General features: G+C 68.2%; 17 protein-coding genes. 8 read left to right on the top strand and 9 right to left on the bottom strand.

Features of this window, described 5'->3' with window-relative positions; all coding sequences use genetic code 11:
* Positions 1–59: 59 nt before the first annotated feature.
* Complete coding sequence (locus tag AC1DDH_RS01015; protein ID WP_476954660.1) at positions 60–614, top strand: hypothetical protein; 555 nt, start codon at positions 60–62, stop codon at positions 612–614.
* Between the two features lie 29 nt (positions 615–643).
* Here AC1DDH_RS01015 and AC1DDH_RS01010 read toward each other — a convergent pair whose 3' ends face one another.
* A complete protein-coding gene (locus AC1DDH_RS01010; protein WP_476954659.1) occupies positions 644–1,963 on the bottom strand; it encodes a carboxylesterase family protein in 1,320 nt (439 codons plus the stop codon).
* Between the two features lie 12 nt (positions 1,964–1,975).
* Complete coding sequence (locus AC1DDH_RS01005) at positions 1,976–2,683, bottom strand: FadR/GntR family transcriptional regulator (protein ID WP_476856831.1); 708 nt, start codon at positions 2,681–2,683, stop codon at positions 1,976–1,978.
* 123 nt (positions 2,684–2,806) lie between these two features.
* On the opposite strand from AC1DDH_RS01005, the gene AC1DDH_RS01000 reads away from it, so the two are divergent.
* The 3 genes from AC1DDH_RS01000 to AC1DDH_RS00990 all read left to right on the top strand — a co-directional run bounded on the left by AC1DDH_RS01000 (position 2,807) and on the right by AC1DDH_RS00990 (position 7,159).
* Positions 2,807–4,216 carry an SLC13 family permease gene (locus AC1DDH_RS01000; RefSeq protein ID WP_476873904.1) on the top strand — a complete coding sequence of 470 codons (1,410 nt, stop codon included), beginning with the start codon at positions 2,807–2,809 and terminating at the stop codon, positions 4,214–4,216.
* Positions 4,217–4,298: 82 nt separating this feature from the next.
* Positions 4,299–5,552 carry a CaiB/BaiF CoA transferase family protein gene (locus AC1DDH_RS00995; RefSeq protein WP_476850027.1) on the top strand — a complete coding sequence of 418 codons (1,254 nt, stop codon included), beginning with the start codon at positions 4,299–4,301 and terminating at the stop codon, positions 5,550–5,552.
* Positions 5,546–7,159 carry a carboxyl transferase domain-containing protein gene (locus AC1DDH_RS00990; RefSeq protein ID WP_476954658.1) on the top strand — a complete coding sequence of 538 codons (1,614 nt, stop codon included), beginning with the start codon at positions 5,546–5,548 and terminating at the stop codon, positions 7,157–7,159. Before AC1DDH_RS00995 ends, AC1DDH_RS00990 begins: the two co-directional genes overlap by 7 nt.
* On the opposite strand, the gene AC1DDH_RS00985 is transcribed toward AC1DDH_RS00990, so the two are convergent.
* A complete protein-coding gene (locus AC1DDH_RS00985) occupies positions 7,117–7,863 on the bottom strand; it encodes a lipoate--protein ligase family protein (RefSeq protein ID WP_476930870.1) in 747 nt (248 codons plus the stop codon). The genes AC1DDH_RS00990 and AC1DDH_RS00985 overlap by 43 nt on opposite strands.
* Before the next feature lie 16 nt (positions 7,864–7,879).
* Here AC1DDH_RS00985 and AC1DDH_RS00980 point away from each other — a divergent pair, with 16 nt between their 5' ends.
* Positions 7,880–8,269, top strand: a complete 390-nt coding sequence (locus tag AC1DDH_RS00980; RefSeq protein WP_223916770.1) for a DUF2177 family protein — start codon at positions 7,880–7,882, stop codon at positions 8,267–8,269.
* Here AC1DDH_RS00980 and AC1DDH_RS00975 read toward each other — a convergent pair.
* On the bottom strand, positions 8,266–9,069 hold the full coding sequence (locus AC1DDH_RS00975; RefSeq protein ID WP_230010034.1) for a thioesterase family protein: 804 nt from the start codon (positions 9,067–9,069) through the stop codon (positions 8,266–8,268). The genes AC1DDH_RS00980 and AC1DDH_RS00975 overlap by 4 nt on opposite strands.
* A gap of 195 nt (positions 9,070–9,264) precedes the next feature.
* Here AC1DDH_RS00975 and AC1DDH_RS00970 point away from each other — a divergent pair, with 195 nt between their 5' ends.
* Entirely contained in the window at positions 9,265–9,975 is a 711-nt protein-coding gene (locus tag AC1DDH_RS00970; RefSeq protein WP_476850153.1) for an endonuclease/exonuclease/phosphatase family protein, read from the top strand.
* A 61-nt stretch (positions 9,976–10,036) separates the two neighbouring features.
* Here the strand turns inward: AC1DDH_RS00970 and AC1DDH_RS00965 are convergent, their stop codons facing one another.
* Positions 10,037–11,152 (bottom strand): alkaline phosphatase family protein, encoded by a 1,116-nt coding sequence (locus AC1DDH_RS00965; protein ID WP_476871635.1) that lies wholly within the window; start codon positions 11,150–11,152, stop codon positions 10,037–10,039.
* Between the two features lie 151 nt (positions 11,153–11,303).
* On the opposite strand from AC1DDH_RS00965, the gene AC1DDH_RS00960 reads away from it, so the two are divergent.
* Positions 11,304–12,344, top strand: a complete 1,041-nt coding sequence (locus tag AC1DDH_RS00960) for an isopenicillin N synthase family dioxygenase (RefSeq protein ID WP_476954657.1) — start codon at positions 11,304–11,306, stop codon at positions 12,342–12,344.
* Positions 12,345–12,413: 69 nt separating this feature from the next.
* Here AC1DDH_RS00960 and AC1DDH_RS00955 read toward each other — a convergent pair whose 3' ends face one another.
* From AC1DDH_RS00955 to AC1DDH_RS00940, 4 genes are all read right to left on the bottom strand, one after another.
* Positions 12,414–12,881 carry an SRPBCC family protein gene (locus tag AC1DDH_RS00955; protein ID WP_476954656.1) on the bottom strand — a complete coding sequence of 156 codons (468 nt, stop codon included), beginning with the start codon at positions 12,879–12,881 and terminating at the stop codon, positions 12,414–12,416.
* Between the two features lie 50 nt (positions 12,882–12,931).
* Complete coding sequence (locus AC1DDH_RS00950; RefSeq protein WP_223916785.1) at positions 12,932–13,129, bottom strand: YegP family protein; 198 nt, start codon at positions 13,127–13,129, stop codon at positions 12,932–12,934.
* A 127-nt stretch (positions 13,130–13,256) separates the two neighbouring features.
* A complete protein-coding gene (locus tag AC1DDH_RS00945; protein WP_476954655.1) occupies positions 13,257–14,903 on the bottom strand; it encodes a DUF5671 domain-containing protein in 1,647 nt (548 codons plus the stop codon).
* Positions 14,900–15,466 carry an LpqB family beta-propeller domain-containing protein gene (locus AC1DDH_RS00940; RefSeq protein WP_476954654.1) on the bottom strand — a complete coding sequence of 189 codons (567 nt, stop codon included), beginning with the start codon at positions 15,464–15,466 and terminating at the stop codon, positions 14,900–14,902. The genes AC1DDH_RS00945 and AC1DDH_RS00940 overlap by 4 nt, the downstream gene beginning before the upstream one ends.
* Before the next feature lie 103 nt (positions 15,467–15,569).
* On the opposite strand from AC1DDH_RS00940, the gene AC1DDH_RS00935 reads away from it, so the two are divergent.
* Complete coding sequence (locus AC1DDH_RS00935) at positions 15,570–17,024, top strand: DUF5129 domain-containing protein (protein ID WP_476873913.1); 1,455 nt, start codon at positions 15,570–15,572, stop codon at positions 17,022–17,024.
* The last annotated feature ends 13 nt before the right edge of the window (positions 17,025–17,037 follow it).

The raw sequence follows: 17,037 nt of genomic DNA, 5'->3' as shown, positions 1-17,037 counted from the left end.
CATCCACTCAGCGGTCCGCGCGGCGAGCCCGGACGCACCGCTCGGCGTCGGGCCGGCCCGTGGCCGCAACCGTATGGGCCGGTGCTGCCGGCACACTGTACTGGCTGGCGGCCAGCGGAGAACCCAGTGCCGCGATGGACGCCGCCCCCTGGCTGGTTCTGGTGTCCTGGTTCGTCTATGCAGTCCAGTGGCGCCCGTGCCTCCGCGTTGAGAGCGGCGGGTTTTTGTTGATCAACGGACTGCGCGACCACCGGATACCGTTCGATACGGTTGAGGACATCGAGGTCCGCTATGCCGTCACCGTCAGGGCCGCGGGCAAGAAGTACGTCAGCTGGGGCGCTCCGACCCCGCCGGGCTCGTTCGACTCCGGCTTTCAGCATGTCAGCGATCTGAAGAGCCGGCCACACAGCATGCTCCCCGGCAATGAGCGCATCCGGCAGCCGGAGGTAGTCACCGGCCGTGACAGGATCGCCCAGGCGTGGCACGACGCCCGCGCCGCTGGACTCCACTCCTCCGGTGGAACAGTGACCACGACGTGGAACCGCCCGGTTCTCGCCACCGGCGTCGCGGCGCTCCTCTGGGTGATCGCTGCGGTCCTGATCCAGCGGGGGTGACAGCGCACGCCGGGCAATGCCTCGGGAGTTCAGACCGAGCGGTACCGGAGCGAGCCGGGAATCTCTCCCCGGGACCCGAGGCCTTCCCCGTAGGCGAACTGTGCCCACAGCGCCCGCATCGCCCGGCCATGGGCATTGATCTCGTCCCACGTCGCCCCCGCCAGGAGTCCGGCACCTTCCCACGTGCGCTGGTGGCCGAAGAGCAGGGGCAGGTCGACTGTGTGCGCGGCGCCATAGAGATTTCCAGGTGCGCGCCAGGACAGCACGTAGCTGTGGGCCCGGCCGCCCGCACGTACATGCCGCCTGGCAAACTGCCTGGCCGCTTTGCCGTACACCAATTCCGTAACCACCCAGGTGACTGCCTTGAGCACTGCGCTGCCGACCACGGGAATCCTCGCCAGCCGGCCCAGGCGCGGGCTTCGCGGCAGAAACAGCCGGGCTTCCTCCGCCGTGTAGCCGATCAGGATGTCGATCGCCGGGGCAGCGGCATTCCAGGCCCGGTCAAGCCCGGATTCCTCGGGCAGGGGTGAATGCCCGTACTGGATCCCGAACGGCATGGCAGCCATCAGACCGAACTTCCTCGCCGCCCGCGCCACGTCCTCTTCAATAGCGACGACGTCCATCGCCGGAGTCGCGGCGGTAACCGCCTCCGCGGCCACCCCCATGGCGGCGGTCATCCTTTCCCGCCCCCGGGTAATGCCCAGCGGCGCACTTTGAATGATGGCGCGCTGGAAGAGCGACGCCGCGTCAGGGGTCGCCATGAGGTGCGCGACGGCGTCGCCCCCTGCGGATTGCCCGAACGCGGTGACGCGGCCCGGATCGCCGCCGAAGGACGCGATGTTGCGCTGCACCCACCGGAACGCCTCGATCTGGTCGAGCAGGCCCAGATTGGCGGGACGGCCGGTGCTGGTGGACAAATATCCGAAGAGGCCCAGCCGGTAGGTCACCGAAACGACGATCACCCGGGTTTCGGCAACCAGCGCTGCGGGGTCGAAGATCGCCAGATCCCCGGAACCGGACGTGTAGGACCCGCCGTGCAGCCACACCATTACCGGCAGCCGTTCACCGTCGTGGAGATCGGCAGGCAGGGTGATGGTCAGGCGCTGGCAATCCTCGCTGCCCGGAAGTTCGCCGTAGCGGGTGCCGAGCACGTCATCCAGGAAGGGCACCGGCGCCTGCGGGCACGCCGGAGACAGGGATGTCGCCTCGAGCGTCTCGGCCCAGTCGGGTGCCGGCGCGGGCGGCTGAAAGCGTTCCGCGGTGGCGTAGGGAATGCCGGCGGCACGCACGACGGCGCCGTCGCGCCATCCGGTGATCGGGCCACACGGCGGATCGAAGGAAAGGTTCACGTTTATTCCGGTCTAGCTGTTCTTCAGGAGGGCAACGTCGGAGACAAGATCAATGTGCTCCAGCATCGCCGCCGCGGCGGCCGCCGAGTCCCGGGACCTGATCGCGTCGGCGATCTTGCGGTGGGAGGCGAGCGACTGCTCCGGCCGGCCGGGCTGTGCGAGCGATTCGAGGCGCGTTTCCAGGACCATGCCGGCAATGAAGGTCATGAGCTGGGCGAGGACCGCCGAGTGGGCCGCGGCGGTGACGGCCTGGTGGAACAGCTCGTCGCCGCGTGCGCCGCGGTCTCCCGAGGCGACCTCTGCCGCCATGGCTTCGAGGGCGTGATCGATCGCGTCCATGTCCTGCTCCGTGCGGCGGGCCGCGGCCAGTTCGGCCAGCTTGACCTCCAGCGTGCTCCGCGCCTCAACGATCTCAGGCAGACGGCTCCGGTGTTCGCGAAGGCCTTTGATCACGGAGGGAACGTTCGGCCGGTAGACCAGCACCGCTCCGGTGCCGTGCTGGACGTCGATCACGCCAAGCACCTCGAGGGCCACCAGGGCCTGCGCCAGGGTGGCACGGGAAACCCCCAACCGCTCGGCAAGTTCCCGCTCGGCCGGCAACGTGTCCCCGGGGCCCAGCTCGGCGGACTCGATGAAGTCCATGATCTGCTCCACCAGCTGCTCGTAAAGCCGGGGCCGCGAAACGCGGGAAATCTGATGCGTTGCCGCCTGCTTTGCCATGCGCGTCCTTCCAGCCTGTCCTGACCCCTAAGACTACCGGAGAACTATTGACAAAGACACCTAGTGTCTAGGAGGCTAGGCCACTAAGCCAGTCACGAGCCACTTCGATCCGGAGGAACAACGATGTCCGCTCCCGTCCTGTCCATCATCATCCTGGCGGTGATGTTCCTTCTGGCCACGGTGCTGCCGCTCAACATGGGTGCCTTGGCCTTCGTCGGCGCCTTCCTGCTGGGCTCCGTGGTGCTGGGGATGTCCACCAACGAGATCCTTGCCAACTTCCCCGGCGGCCTGTTCCTGACCATCGTCGGGGTTACCTACCTGTTCGCCATCGCGCAAAACAACGGCACCATCGACCTGCTGGTCCGGGGCGCCGTTCGGCTGGTCGGCAGCAAGGTTGCCCTGATCCCGTGGGTCATGTTCGCCATCACCGCGGTGATTACCGCCGTCGGCGCCCTCTCCCCGGCCGCCGTGGCCATCATCGCGCCGATCGCCCTCAGCTTCGCCGCCAAACACAAAATCAATCCGCTCATGATGGGCATGATGGTGATCCACGGCGCGCAGGCCGGCGGCTTCTCCCCCATCGCCGTTTATGGCGTCACCGTCAACAGCATCATTGCCAGGACAGAGCTGGACGCCAACCCGATGGCGATCTTCCTGGCGAGTTTCCTCTTCAACCTGGCCATCGCGCTGGTGCTGTTTGTCGTCCTCGGCGGCGGCAAACTGCTGTCCACCCCGGGCGGGCGGATGGTGGAACAGGCCGCAGAAAAGCGCCTGTCCGTCAGCGTGGGTGCCCGCGCGGCCGGCGTCACGCTGCAGGGATCCGGATCCGACATCTCCGCCGCCGGCGTCTCAGCCAAGGGCACCTCAGGCTCTGGCACATCCTCGGCTGCCGGTCCCGCCCCGGCCGGCGCACCTCCGGCCGGCGGCGCCCGTGCATCCATGCCCCAGCTCATCACCATCCTTGGCCTGATCGCCCTGGCCGTGATCTCGCTCGGATTCAAGGTGGACGTCGGCTTTGTTTCAATCACCATCGCGATCGTCCTCGCCCTCGTGTCTCCCGCAGCGCAGAAGGGCGCCGTCAACAAGATCAGCTGGTCCACGGTCCTGCTCATCTGCGGCATGCTCACGTTCGTGGGCGTCCTCGAAGAAGCCGGCACCATCGCATTCGTGTCCGGCGGAGTGGCGGATCTCGGCATGCCCCTGCTCGCCGCGCTGCTGATCTGCTACATCGGTGCAATCGTCTCGGCCTTCGCCTCCTCCACTGCCATCCTCGCGGCCCTCATTCCACTGGCGGTGCCGTTCCTGGCCACCGGCGAGGTCGGCGCCGTAGGCGTGATCGCCGCCCTGGCCGTGGCCTCCACGATCGTGGATGTGTCCCCGTTCTCCACCAACGGCGCCCTGGTCCTGGCCAACGCGCCCGAGGACGTGGACAAGGACAGGTTCTACAAGCAGATCCTGGCCTACAGCGGCATCGTCGTCGCCGTCGGACCGGCCGTCGCCTGGCTGGTCATGGTAGTCCCGGGCTGGATGTGACCGCTGGATGCAGCCGACAAATCAACCAACCGCGCAAGCCCACCGCGCGCCCGCCACGACCGACCAAAGAAGGAACACGTCCATGAGCACCGAACCCATGCCCGACGCCGAAGGCCCCCTCACCGGCTATCTCGTAGTGGACCTGAGCCGCGCGCTCGCCGGCCCGCATGCCGGGATGATGCTGGCTGACCTCGGCGCGCGGGTGATCAAGGTGGAGAACCCCGGTACCGGCGACGACACCCGCGGCTGGGGACCGCCGTTCGTGGGCCCCGAGGATGATCCGCAGGCCACGTATTTCCTCTCCTGCAACCGCAACAAGGAATCGATTGCCCTGGACTTGAAGAGCGACGACGGGCGGGCAGTGCTGCGTGAGCTGCTGGAACGCGCCGACGTGGTCATCGAGAACTTCCGTCCCGGCGTCCTGGACCGGCTCGGATTCTCCGCCGCGCAGATGCACGCCCTGAATCCGGCGCTGGTGGTCCTCTCCATCACAGGATTCGGGCACGACGGGCCCGAATCCCAGCGCAGCGGCTACGACCAGATCCTCCAGGGCGAGGCCGGGCTGATGTCCCTGACCGGATCCGGGCCGGACGATCCGCAGCGGGTCGGGGTTCCCATCGCCGACCTCCTCTCCGGCATGTACGGGGCGTTCGGGACCCTCGCGGCGCTGCTCCAGCGTGAGCGGACCGGCCAGGGCCAGATCGTCCGCACCTCATTGCTCGCGGCCCTGATCGGGGTCCATGCCTTCCAGGGCACCCGGGCCACGGTTGCGGGCGAAGTGCCGAAGGCCCAGGGCAACCAGCACCCGTCCATTGCCCCCTACGGACTGTTCCACTGCCGGCAGGGCAGGGTGCAGATCAGCGTGGGAAGCGAAAAGCTCTGGAAAACGTTCGCCTCGACGTTCGGGATCGACGCCGCGCGGCCGGAGTTCGCCACCAATGCGGACCGCGTGCGCAACCGCGAGAAAGTCATCGAAGAAGTGGAGCGGGTGTTCTCCGATTTCGAGGCGGAGCCGCTGCTCACCAAACTCAACGACGCCGGCATTCCGGCCGGCAAGGTCAGAACCCTGGACGAAGTCTACGAATGGGAACAGGTCCACTCGCAGGGTCTGGTGGTCGACGTCGAGCACAAAATCCTCGGCACCGTGAGCCTGCCCGGCCCGCCGCTGCGGTTCTTCAGCGCCGCCGGCACCACCGAAACCACGTTGAAATCCCACACCGCGCCGCCGCTGCTGGACCAGGACGGGGAGCAGATCCGGCGGTGGCTGGGGCTGACACCCGGCACCCCAGCGGGCGCGGCCACAGTCACCGGCCAGGAAGGCCCCCGGGCATGCTGACCCGGCAGAAGGTCCGGCACCTGGACGCCACCGAACTCATCACCGCGGTCCTCGATCCCGGGTCCTACCGCAGCTGGGACGCGCCCGTGCTGGACCCCGATCCCGGCCCCGAGTACCGGCAGGAACTGGCCGCCGCCCGGGCCAGGACCGGCGTGGACGAATCCGTCCTTACCGGCGAAGGCCTGATCCGCGGCCGCCGGGTGGCCGTGATCGTCAGCGAGTTCCGGTTCCTCGCCGGCTCCATCGGCCAGGCCGCCGCGGAACGGATCGTCACCGCCGTCGAACGGGCCACCCGCGAGGGCCTGCCCCTCCTGGCCGGTCCGGCGTCGGGCGGGACCCGCATGCAGGAAGGGACCGTCGCGTTCCTCTCCATGGTCAAGATCAGCGCCGCCGTCCGCACCCACCGCAAGGCCGGGCTGCCCTATCTGGTCTACCTGCGTCATCCCACTACGGGAGGCGTCATGGCCTCATGGGGGTCCCTCGGCCATATCACCGCCGCCGAGCCCGGCGCCCTGCTCGGCTTCCTCGGACCCCGGGTCTACGAGGCCCTCCACGCCACCCCGTTCCCGGAGAACGTCCAGACGGCGGAGAACCTCTTCGACAAAGGGCTGATTGACGCGGTGGTCCCGCCCTGGCAGCTGTCCGACGTCGTCGACCGCGCGTTGGGCATCCTGGTCACCGGCCCCCGCCCGCCGGTCGCCGCGCCCGCCACACTGTCCGTGAAGCCGTCCGGCGCCGGCGCCTGGGAGTCCATCGGTATTTCCCGCGACCCCCGCCGGCCGGATGTCCGGCAGCTGCTGGCGCACGGGGCCCGGGACGTGCTTCCGCTCAACGGCACCGGCCAGGGCGAAAAGGACCCCGGCCTCCAGCTGGCCCTGGCCCGTTTCGGCCGGGAATCCTGCGTCGTGATCGGCCACACCCGGCCCCGGGCGACGCGGCCGACAGGCATGGGACAGACGGCGATGGGGCCGGCGTCCCTCCGGGAGGCCCGGCGCGGCATGCGCCTAGCCGAGGAGCTCGGGCTGCCGCTGGTCACCGTCATCGACACCGCCGGCGCCGCCCTGTCCCAGGAAGCCGAGGAAGGCGGCCTGGCCGGCGAGATCGCCCGCTCTCTGCACGACCTCATCGGGATTAACGCACCCACGGTGTCCGTGCTGCTCGGGCAGGGGGCCGGCGGCGGGGCACTGGCCCTCCTGCCCGCGGACCGCACCATCGCCGCGCAGCACGCCTGGCTGTCGCCGTTGCCGCCGGAAGGCGCGAGCGCGATCGTCCATCGGAGCACCGGCTTCGCCGCGGCCATGTCCGAGGCCCAGGGCGTCAACGTCGCGTCGCTGCACGCCAACGGACTTGTGGAACACATTCTGGACGAACGCCCCAACGCCGCCGACGAGGCCCTGGCCTTCTGCAGTCGCCTCGGCCGCGCCATTGAATACGAACTCGCCACGCTCTCCAAGGCAGGAGTCGACGAACTGCTCCCCCGGCGCCTGGCGAAGTACCGCAACCTGGGCAGCGTCCTTGCGCCGGCGGAGGGACGCCGCCCGGCGGGGTCACCGCTAGATGAGGCTCAGAGCAGGCTCGAGAACTCCGCGTGGCTGAGCGGGGCGTAGCGTCCGTAGGCAGCGATCACCGCGGCCTCGACCGCCTCGACGTCCAGGCCCGGCACCAGGTCATCGGCCGCGCCCGCCGTCGCGGGGTCCCATTCGAGGCCGAGGGCGGCGTAGCTGGCCTCCAGGACCGCGCGGATCGGGGCGGAGTCCGCCACCACGATCACGGAGCTGAAGAGCCAGCCGCCGGCGACCACCCGCTGGGCGGTGCCGACCAGCTTGATCCGGTGCTCGGGGACCTCCGGGTCGCTGCCGTGCACGCTGAACTCCCCGGGGCAGTACTCCCCCGGGATCTCACCGACGCCGGCATCCACCCCGGCGTCGCGCAGTGCCCCGGCGAGCAGTTCGCCGAAACGCGAAAACCTCCCCTTGGCCCCGGCAATCGCGTCCGCATCGGGTTCCAGGTGGTCGATGACGAGGGTTCGCTCGTGGTACGCCGCCGCGCGGCCTCCGGCCTTGCGGACCAGCGGCTCGAAGCCCAGCTGCCGGCAGGCGTTGGCGGCGGCCTCGAAGCCTGGCAGGTGCGTGTCGCGCTGGCCGAAGGCGACCGTGGGAACCGGCCGGTACAGCCGCAGGGTGGGACCCAGCGAGCCGGTTTTGACCTTCTGGAGGAGCCCGAGCGCGAAGTCGAGGTCGGCCGCGGCGCCAAGTGATTCCTGCTGCCGCACCACCGTCAGTGTCCGGGACCCGGCTGGCGCCTGCGGCATGTTGTTATGCTCCCTTATGGTCATTCTGCAATTCCTCGTCGTAGCCGCCGCATTCGCCATCATCGACGCCATCTGGCTCAAGACGATGAACCCGTTCTACCGCCGCCAGATCGGTGACCTGATGGCCGACAAGCCCAATCTAGGTTACGCGGTGGTGTTCTACGTGATCTACATTGCCGGGATCGTGTTCTTTGCCCTGACGCCAGCGCTCGACGGCGGCAGCTGGCTCAGCGCTGTGGGCTACGGTGCCGCGCTGGGCGTGTTTGGCTACGCCACCTACGATCTGACAAATGCCGCCACGCTCAAGACGTGGCCGTGGCAGCTGATCGTCGTGGACATCCTTTGGGGTGCCGTGTTGACGGCGCTGGCCACGTTGGCCGGCTGGCTCGTCTTCCACTCGAACTAGGACCTGCGCAGCGTCAGGATCTGTTCCGCGCGTCCGAACGGGCCTGTGAGGTCATGCAGCACCGTGGAGGTGAGCCCGATCCCGTCCGTACCGAACGTGACTTCGTTGTCCAGCCCCAGCCACTCCCCCTCCGGCTGCCGGTACATGTGGATCTGCAGGTCCAGGTTGGGGAAGGCGTAGCTGCCCTTGCCCGGCGGGACCCGGGCGGCAATGCCGTTCGCCGTGTCCACGAGGCCGACCAGCCGGGCGAGGTCGCCGCTGTCCGCCCGGTCTGTCAGCGGGTAGTCGGTGCGGAGCCAGACGGTTCCCGAGCCCGCCCGGTGGCCCTCGGCGATCCGCATGTGCAGTGAGGCGATGTAGCCGCCGGGCCAGACGGCCGCGGCGTCGTACGGCTCGCAGTCCTCCGGCGCCGGAATCCTGGGATCCTCGAAGGCCGCGATGGCGGACGTGTCAGAGGTGATCATCCGCCAGGCCGTGGCGCGAATGGCCGTGCGCCCGCCGGAAACGAGCTCGGCCTGCACCAGTTCGATGGTCCGTCCCGGGCGCAGGGTGGAGGTCACGATCTCGAACTCACCGCCGGGGATCAGCCCGAGGATTTCGTAGCTGAGCCGCGCCATGCGCATGTCTTCGCGGGGCTCATGCCGGGCCAGGCGGTCGGCCATGATGCCGGACGCGGGGGCCATGTGCTGCTCGTGTTCGTTCCAGGCGCCTTGGGCGTGGATGGTGGAGCGGAACCGCCCGTCCCCCAGGACCTCGTAGTAGAAATCGCCCTCGGCAAGTTCCGGTAGTGCAGCAGTCAACGTCCGCCCTTTCGCATGGCTGGTGATTCCAGAACACACTATCCTGCTGCGCTTTCAGTGTTCCCGGCCGCTGTGTTTCCGGCTCCGATCCGGCGCGGACCCCGGACGCGCGTTGCGCTTGTTCCCAACCGATCCGCTCGGACTGGGTAGACTCGGGTGAGGTTTTAACGACTATTCACCGAAGAGGTGCTCCCCCTGCTTAGAGTCATCAGCTACAACCTCCGCAAGCACGCGGCCAGCGGCGAGCTGGTCGATCTGGCACGTGATTTCGAGATTGATGCTTTGTGCCTCCAGGAGTGCGATACGGACGATCTGCCGGAGACCATCGGGGATCTGCACCTGGCCGATTCCACCAAGGGCAACCGGCTGGGCCTGGCGATCTATTACCGCATGAGCCGTTTCACGGCCTACGAGACCAAGACCTTCGCCCTTAAGAAGTCCATGCACGACCGTGTCCTCTCCCCCGCGCACGAGCGGCTCATCGGTACGCGTGTGACCGACAACGAGACCGACCACGAACTCGTCATCGCGTCCTTCCACGCGGCACCGCTGACGGCATCGAACTCACTGCGCCGAAACCAGATCCATGCCGCCCACGCCGAGCTGCTCAGCATGGGCGGTGGGCTGATGTCCCTGATGGTGGGCGACTTCAACTATCCGTTCTTCACCAAGTCCCTGACAGCGCAGATGAAGGACGCCGGCTACGACCTCACGATGAGTGACCGACGCACCTACACCCGGTACAAGGTCTTCAAGGGCCATTTCGATTTTGCCACTTCCCAGGGGCTGGAGATCGAAAGCGTGGAAACCCTGGCCCGAGGCGCGTCGGACCACCTTCCCATCCTGATCACGGCCGAATACGGCCAGGAGGCGCCCCCCAACGGTTCGGGACCCGCGGAGCCTTAGCGGCCGGTCCTGCCGGATCGGTGCTGACCGCCGGCGCTGCCGCTAGGAGCGGTGACGCGCGCTAGGACCCGGCGTTAAATACGTCTCCGCCGAAGCTGTCCAGTCCCGGCGCCCCGGCGTATCCGAGGCGCGGGAGCGAGAAGGCGTCTTCGATGCTGGCCAGGAGGCTGAAGTGGTTGTAGGGCCGGTCCGACGTCGTGCCGCCCTTGGTGAGCGGCGAGAGGACCAGCGCACCAATCCTGCCGCCGGCCGTCCCTCCGGGCAGCAGCCCTGAGGGCCCAACGGTCTTGCCCTCGGACTCGTCGAAGGTGATCACCAGCATCCCGTCCTGCCGGAAGGCCGGGGAATCCAGGATGGCCGGGACCTGCTGGCTCAGCCAAGTGTCGGCGGCGGCCAGTCCGCCTGGGCTTCCGTCGACGCAGGGGTTGTCGTGGCCGTCATTGCAAAGATTGGGCGAAATGTAGGACAGGTTCGGGGTGGTGGCTACGGACTGGAGGTCGCCGCGGAGTTCGCTGAAGTCCACCACGTTGCTCTGGCAGTCCGGTGACGAGGTGATGGCCTGGAAATACACGAACGGGTTGTGCCGCGTTGCGTACTGGTCACCCACCTTGGCGCCCTGGCTGGTGTCCTGCCCGCCGAGTTCGGGATGACGGCACGGCGTGCCCATGTCTTCCATGTAACCCTTCCAGGTCTTGCCTGCGGCGCTGAGCTGCCCGGCGACCGTGGGGACCGAGGCCGGATAGACGCAACCGGCGCCCTCCGCCAGGCCGAGCGCGCCCGTCCCCGTCAGCTCAAACGCGGCGTAGGTGGGGCAGTCCTCCCTCGTCATGGCATTGGACGGCTGGCCGGAGATCTGGGCCAGGTAGTTCGGGTTCGAATTGTGGGCGATCCCGTAGTACTTGGAAAGCAGGACGCCCTGGCTGCGGAGCGTCTGCGACAGGTAGGGGGCCTCCGAGCCTGCGCCCCACACCTTGTTGTAGCCCTTGTTCTCGAGATTGATGACGAACACGTGCCCGGGCTTCGACGCCGCCCCCGCGGTGGCGGTGCCCCCGGCAGTGGGACCCGGGCTGGCGCCCGGCGGCCCCGGCTCGCACGCCGCTGCCGACGCCACCAGGACTGCTGCAACAAGCAGCCGCGCGGCGATTCGTCGATGATTTTTCGTGGCAGTCCGGCTCATGGATTCCGGCTTTCTGATTGACCTGTCAGCGTGGATTTGGCGGCTTCAGTGTCTGCACTCTTTCACACCGCGGTCAAGAAAACCCGCGAGGACCCTGCACGGTTGCTGGGAATGAGTTCAGTAGTGAATGCTGTGGTGGTAGTTTGCACTCATGGGCGCACCATCGGATTCCATTCCGCTCCTGGACCTGAGTACCGCCAGGGGGCGCGACGGCAGGTTTGACCCGGCGTTTATTGATGCACTGCGCGACGCCACGCACCGGGTGGGCTTCTTCCAGCTGACCGGTTACGGGGCCTCTGCCGCCGAGGTGGATGAGCTCTTCGACGTCACGCGGCGCTTCTTCGAGCTTCCGCTTGCATCACGGCTGGAACTGGACAACCGGCTCTCGCCGCATTTCCGCGGTTACACGCGGCTGGGCCACGAAATCACCCAGGGGCGGCCGGACGCGCGGGAGCAGCTGGATTTTGGACCGGAGCGTCCCGCCGTGGAGGACTACCCGCCGGATCAGCCGTACTGGCTGGTCCAAGGGCCGAACCTGCTGCCGGACCGGGCGCTGCCCGAGCTGCGCACCGTGTGCATGGCCTGGGCGGAACGGATGTCCGGCGTCGGGGCCGAATTGCTCAGCGCCATCGCCGTGTCGCTGGAACTGCCCGAAGGATACTTCGATGAACCCTTCCGGGACTCACCGGCCTGGATGGCCAAGTTGGTCCACTACGTCGGCGGCGTCGTCGCTGATGCCGGTCCGCAGGGTGTCGGCGCGCACGCGGACTACGGCTTTGTCACCTTGTTGCTCCAAGACCAGGTCGGCGGCCTGCAGGTACTCCCGCCGGGCACGAACAGCTGGATTCCGGTCGAACCAATTCCGGGGGCCCTGGTCATCAACCTGGGCGAAATGCTCGAAGTCGCGACCCAGGGTTACCTGGCCGCCACCATCCACCGCGTCGAGGCGCCCCCGGCCGGCGTCGACCGCTACACAGTCCCCTTCTTCTTCTCGCCCCGGCTCGATGCCGTCATTGAGCCAGTGCCCCTGCCTCCCGCACTCGCGGCCCGGTCCAGGGGGGTCACCGATGATCCGGACAATCCGATGCTCGCGTCCTACGGCGCAAACGTGCTCAAAGGCTGGCTGCGGGCCCACCCCGAGGTCGCCCGGATTCATCACCCGGAACTGGTCCGGAGCGCCGGGCAGGCCTGAACGGCAGCATTCCACCGGCCAACGTGCCGGGAATGCCGGGCCGCCGGGGCGGCCCGGCGGCATCCCGACTCAGGCCTGTCGCTGTTTCACGGCGCCGGCCAGCGAGGCCAAGCCCTTTTCGAAGTCGGCGCCGACCATCTTGTCCATGTTCATGAACAGGGCGAACACTTTGCCGATGCCTTTGTTCTCCCCGGTCATCGTCCAGGTGACCTGTGTGCCGTCACCGGAGGGCGTGAACGTGAAGGAGGTGGGGTTGACCGCTTTGAAGGGCTTGGTGAATTCCAGACGGATCTTGATGTTGCGCGGGTCGGCCGTGTCCACGATTTCCATGGTGCCGGAGCCGGCCTTGCGGTTTCCGCTCCAGGTGTACTTGGCACCGACGCCGGATTCGCTGCCGGAGTAGCTCCGTTCCATGGCCGGATCAACGGCCTCCCAAGGAGACCATTTGGTCCATTCGTGGAAGCTGTTGACCAGCGGAAAGATGTCCTGCGCCGGGGCTGGAATGACTGCGCTGCGGGTAACTTCATAAGTAGACATGCGGCAATCCTAGGCGGTGACCGGCCCAACCGGGCGCGTGCCCTACGGGTTCACCCCTTCTCAGCGGCTGCCTCCGTCAGATCGACCACCGGCGAGGCCGCGTTCTTCTTGACGGACTCGACCCCGCCCATGGCACTCGCCTTGGTCTTGTAGCTCTCCGAGGAGGCGATCACCTCGCCGTTGGAGGCCTTAAGCCGGAACCGGAATCCGCCGGACTTGTCTTTGTAGACCTCATACTTGCCAGCCATGCTGCATCCCTGATTTCTCCGTTGTTGTGGCCGGCCGGGGAGCCGGCACGGATCAGATTAGCCCCGCCGCAACAGGCTGACCAGAGTCCTTCGGTTGCCCGGCCCGACCAGGCTCACGACAGGCCGGTCAGCCCTGCAGCGGGATGACGTCAATTCCCCCGTGCTGATCGGCAACGACCAGAACCCGGGGCGCCGCCACACCCTCCAGTGCGGCCGCCAACCGCTTCTCCTGGGCCCCGGCATCGCCCGCGACGTCCCCACCGGCAACGCCAGCGCCGGCACCGCCGTCGGCCCGTTTCCACACCGTGACGCCGGCCCCGGTGACCTCACCGATGACGCGCCGCAGCGGTGCGGGGTCGGATCCCGCCACGAGGAACACGTGGCCGATGGTTCGCGGACGGACCGGACCGGCCGCGGCGAGCACGGCACGGTCCTGCCGCCACACGGCAAAGTGGTACCCGAACACGAGTCCCGTGGCGACCAGGAGCCCCAGGGGTGCGCGGATCCGGTCCACGAGGCTTCCCCCGCTGACCTCGCCCAGGACGAACTCGAACATCCGGAACCCGATCACCAGCAGCGTGACCACCGCCACCACGGCGCTCAGGCCGAACACGGCCACCAGGTAGATCCGGCGCGCGTTCAGGCCGGCGCCGGCCGCCGCCGCCTGCTCCACGCGCCGCCACGCAAGCCACCAGACCGGGCCGCCAACCAGGAGCGAGCTGATTCCCGCAAGCAGCAGCGTCCGCGCCCCGGAGCCGGCCAGCGGCGTCGCAGTCATGGCGAGGACCGAGTTGACGATCACGCCTATCCCGGACGCTGCCGCGACCAGGGCGACGCCGGAGGTCACCAGCCTGCCGCCCTGAAGCGTGGCCTCTGAGCGCCCGCGCGCGACATTGCGGTGGTAGACCCAGACGAGGCAGCCGATGGCGGCCGCGGACACAGCCGGCGCGAGGGGCTCCAGCAGGAGCTCCAGCGGTTCGGAACGGTCAAACAACAGGCGAAGCACCACGAAGAGCGCCACCCCGGCTCCGCCCAAGGTCAGAACGCCGGCGCCAAGCACCCCGACCGTGATGAGCGCGACGTCGGCCAGCCCGGTCCGCAGCCTCCGGCCGCCGTCGTGATTCCAATGCCACCACCAGATAATGGTTCCGCCGACGGCCCAGACCAGGGATTGCAGCGCCGACACCCACCACGGTTTGCCCACCGACACCTCCGTCGCGGCTCCCCGCAGGGCGGCATCCAGCAAGGTGGATAAGGCTGCGACGGCGCCGCCCACGCCCAGCACGAGCCCCAGCACCGAGCCGAGCACCGTAGGGACACCGGAGAGGACTGTCGGATTCTTCCGGGGGTCACGCCACATCCACCGGTGCCAGGCCCAGACCGCAGCCCACACCAGACCTGTGGCCAGGGACAGCCGCCACTGAAGGCCCTCCCCGCCGATCAGCGAGGACAGAGTGTTCAGCACGTTGGTGGCCGCGATGAGCAGGGCGAGCAGGTAGGCGCCTGCCAGGTAGAGACCCCAGCCGATGGCGGACCGCTCCTCCGGGTCCTCGAGCCGCCGCCAAACCGCCCACCACAAGAGGGCCGCGAGCGGGCCGCCAATCAGGGCGAACGCCAGCGAGCGCGCGAGCCCGGCGACGTCGTCCGGGGCCAGCTCTGTCCCCGCCACCAGCAGGCGGCCCAGCAGTCCGCTGAGCCCGACGGCGGTGGTCACCACCAGTGCGAACAGCAACGCGTAGGTGATGAGCCGGCGCACTGTCCCTTGGGCGCTCATTGCTTCGCCTCGCCGGTGCACACTGCCAGGGGCCAGGGCACGGTGTCGATCAGCCAGCCGTTGCCCGCCCGAACGAGGTCGAACGCGTCCTCCACCTGGTATTCGGCGCTGCCGAAGGGACCGCCCGGCTCGGACACGGTGATGAGCACCCTCACGTCCGCGGATTCCGGCCGCTCGGTGGTGGACACCAGCGTGACTCGCAGGTTCCGGGCCGAGGGGCGTGACCCGGTTGTGCACTTGCTCCGGGCGGCCGGCGTCAGGTAGGCGGAGGCGGCCGCCTCATCCCCGGCAATGACGGCGGCGGCGTAGCGCTGTGCGACGCCGGCGGGCGTTGACTCGGCCAGGGGCGCGGGCTCCCCGCGGGTGAAGACCACTGCCAGCGCGATGATGACGATCACCGCGATCGCGGCCATGATGGCCAGCAGGGTCCGGTCAGCCCTGGTGCGGCGCAGCTCCCCCGCCTCCCCCGGCTTTTCCGGGCCGGGATCCTCCGGGCGGGGATCCTCCGGGCCGGGCTCCTCCGGGCGGGGTTCCTCCGGCAGTCCTTCAGGCGGCGGCCTCATGGCGCAAGTATGGACGCCGTCCAGCGCACGGTCACGATGTCTTTCGTCCCCTTTCCGCGGCGTCCGCGTCGACGCAGCCAAAGCCAGCCACTACGCTCGGAAAATGGGAATCATGCGCAAAGCCCTCGCCGCTGCTGTTGTGCTGATGGCCGGCCTTCTCGGCGGAGCCCCGGCCGCGCTCGCCACGACGCCGACCGCCGTCGTCATTGAAGACCGCGCCGGGGTGTTGGACCAGCGGACGCTGTTGCCGGCGGTTCAGGCCACCGACTTTTATGAGCCCACCAAAGTTGCGGTCTACACCTATAACGGCACTGCCGCCGACAATCTGAACGAAGAAGTCCTGCGGTTCGCCCGCACCGAACATCCCGAATGGATCAGTGCCGACGGGCAGAAGTGGGCAGACGGACTGTTCATCTTCGCCCTGGATCCGGTGGGCCGGCATGTGGGGACGTACATGGGTGAGGACCGGAAGGTCTCGCCCGAACAGCGCGAGGACATCCAGAACGCCGCCAAAGAGCTGCTTCGCGATGCGCAGTGGACCGAGGGCACCATTGCCGGGATCCGCCGCGGCGCCGAACTCATCAATCAGCCGTGGTACCGTTCCACAGCCTTCCTCGTCACAGCCTGGGCGGCGGTGGCCGCCGCGGTCTGCGGAGCCGCGGCCTGGCTGATCGTGCGGTGGCGGACCCGGGTGTCCAGCCGGAAGGAACTGGCCCGGGGCGACGCCAGCTACGCCAATGTCAGCATGGACCTGCAGGTGACCGAGCTCAACGCCAGCACCATTCCCGAGTCCTCCCGGTACGGGAGCACGGTGCTGGAAAAGCACCGCACGTTCCTGAACCGCTACGGTACGGCCACCGAACTTTCCACCCAGGTACACGCCCTCAGCAGCAGGGACCTGAGCCGCCGGCCCAACCTCAAACTGGTCCGGAGTTACGCCGACGCCGCGGCCGAACTCGACGCCCTGGACGACGTGATCGCCGATACCAATGCCCTGCTCAACCGGGGCTCGTCCTGGCCTGCCGCCTGGGACCGCCAGCTCGCGCCGTTCCGCAACGATCTGGACGGCGTGGAAGACCTGCTCAGCCAGCGCCGGGCCGAGGGAACCTCAGGGACGGCGCTGGCACTGCTGTCCTTCCGCGATGAAAGCCGGCGCGACATGGAGCGCTGGTCGACGGAACTGGCGGACGGCTCCATCACACCGGAATCGGCGCTGGACAGGTTGCGTGACGCCCGGACCCACCTCTCGGAGCTGTTGAAAAATCACGCCGACACCCTGATCCAGGCCTTTGCCCGCAATGAGAAGGAAGCCGGGCTCATGCGCGAGGAAATGGACAGCGCGCAGGCGGGAACGAAGGCAAAATACGGCCGCACGTACGAGCCAAGCATCCTCGGAACGGTGTACCCGTCCTACTACTTCTTCTCGGTCCCGAGCTTCAACACCGGCTTCAGCAGCGGCGTCAGCAGCGTCAGCAACGCGCGCGGCGGCGGCGCCACCACCGGGTACGGGTCCAGCGGCGGAAGCTTTTCCGGGTCCGGGAGTTCGTCGAGTTTCTAGGGCGCGTCTACGG

This window comes from Arthrobacter sp. 10T425 (assembly GCF_056393985.1).
This window is presented reverse-complemented; position numbering and strand designations above follow the sequence as displayed.

Excerpts from the sequence above, each read along its gene's own strand:
- AC1DDH_RS01005 (WP_476856831.1), bottom strand. The coding sequence starts at position 2,683 with ATGGCAAAGCAGGCGGCAACGCATCAGATTTCCCGCGTTTCGCGGCCC.
- AC1DDH_RS01000 (WP_476873904.1), top strand. The coding sequence starts at position 2,807 with ATGTCCGCTCCCGTCCTGTCCATCATCATCCTGGCGGTGATGTTCCTT.
- AC1DDH_RS00995 (WP_476850027.1), top strand. The coding sequence starts at position 4,299 with ATGAGCACCGAACCCATGCCCGACGCCGAAGGCCCCCTCACCGGCTAT.
- AC1DDH_RS00990 (WP_476954658.1), top strand. The coding sequence starts at position 5,546 with ATGCTGACCCGGCAGAAGGTCCGGCACCTGGACGCCACCGAACTCATC.
- AC1DDH_RS00985 (WP_476930870.1), bottom strand. The coding sequence starts at position 7,863 with ATGCCGCAGGCGCCAGCCGGGTCCCGGACACTGACGGTGGTGCGGCAG.
- AC1DDH_RS00980 (WP_223916770.1), top strand. The coding sequence starts at position 7,880 with ATGGTCATTCTGCAATTCCTCGTCGTAGCCGCCGCATTCGCCATCATC.
- AC1DDH_RS00965 (WP_476871635.1), bottom strand. The coding sequence starts at position 11,152 with ATGAGCCGGACTGCCACGAAAAATCATCGACGAATCGCCGCGCGGCTG.
- AC1DDH_RS00960 (WP_476954657.1), top strand. The coding sequence starts at position 11,304 with ATGGGCGCACCATCGGATTCCATTCCGCTCCTGGACCTGAGTACCGCC.
- AC1DDH_RS00955 (WP_476954656.1), bottom strand. The coding sequence starts at position 12,881 with ATGTCTACTTATGAAGTTACCCGCAGCGCAGTCATTCCAGCCCCGGCG.
- AC1DDH_RS00950 (WP_223916785.1), bottom strand. The coding sequence starts at position 13,129 with ATGGCTGGCAAGTATGAGGTCTACAAAGACAAGTCCGGCGGATTCCGG.
- AC1DDH_RS00945 (WP_476954655.1), bottom strand. The coding sequence starts at position 14,903 with ATGAGCGCCCAAGGGACAGTGCGCCGGCTCATCACCTACGCGTTGCTG.
- AC1DDH_RS00940 (WP_476954654.1), bottom strand. The coding sequence starts at position 15,466 with ATGAGGCCGCCGCCTGAAGGACTGCCGGAGGAACCCCGCCCGGAGGAG.
- AC1DDH_RS00935 (WP_476873913.1), top strand. The coding sequence starts at position 15,570 with ATGGGAATCATGCGCAAAGCCCTCGCCGCTGCTGTTGTGCTGATGGCC.